At 46.9% G+C, this 508-nt stretch carries 1 pseudogene; it reads left to right on the top strand.

What is annotated here, in order from left to right:
- Positions 1-508, top strand: a pseudogene (locus tag R8N49_RS30720) (hypothetical protein); the annotation flags it as partial.

Below are 508 nucleotides of genomic sequence, written 5' to 3'. Positions count from 1 at the left end.
ACGTGTCGCCCAATGGACGTTTGCCACAAAAAACGTTGGAAGAGATCCGAAAAGTACGCTCAGATTTAGAAAAAGCCGCACAGGAAGTAAGCCAACTACAGGGCACTTTTGAAGTCGCGTTCGTTAGCTTGATTGATGGCTACTGCCAGTTCTCGAATCACGAACTTACTCAGCATGCCAAAATCGACTTTGACCATTTGGAAGGTCTAACGCTGTATTCAATCCCAGCGCTGTTGGCAATGGTGGATCAATCGTACGCGATGGCTGAAAACCGCCTAGCAAACGAGCAAAACCAATTGAGCAACATTGAAAAAGAAAAACAGAGGCAGAAACAGCAAGCAAGTGCTGCGGCAGCCGCTCGTTACCAAGACGGTAACGTGTTGGTGAAAGTCGAGAATTTTGATGGTTCTAACGTGATGTTCTCCGTCACAAACGTAGGTTCTCAAGGTTCATTGCAGCCAAACTTCAACACATTTAGTGCCTATCGCACCGACAGTGGAGAGTTGGT

Source organism: Vibrio sp. 1978 (genome assembly GCF_033344345.1).
Note: the sequence above shows the minus strand (reverse complement) of the source record. Positions and strands in the feature narration are given on the sequence as shown.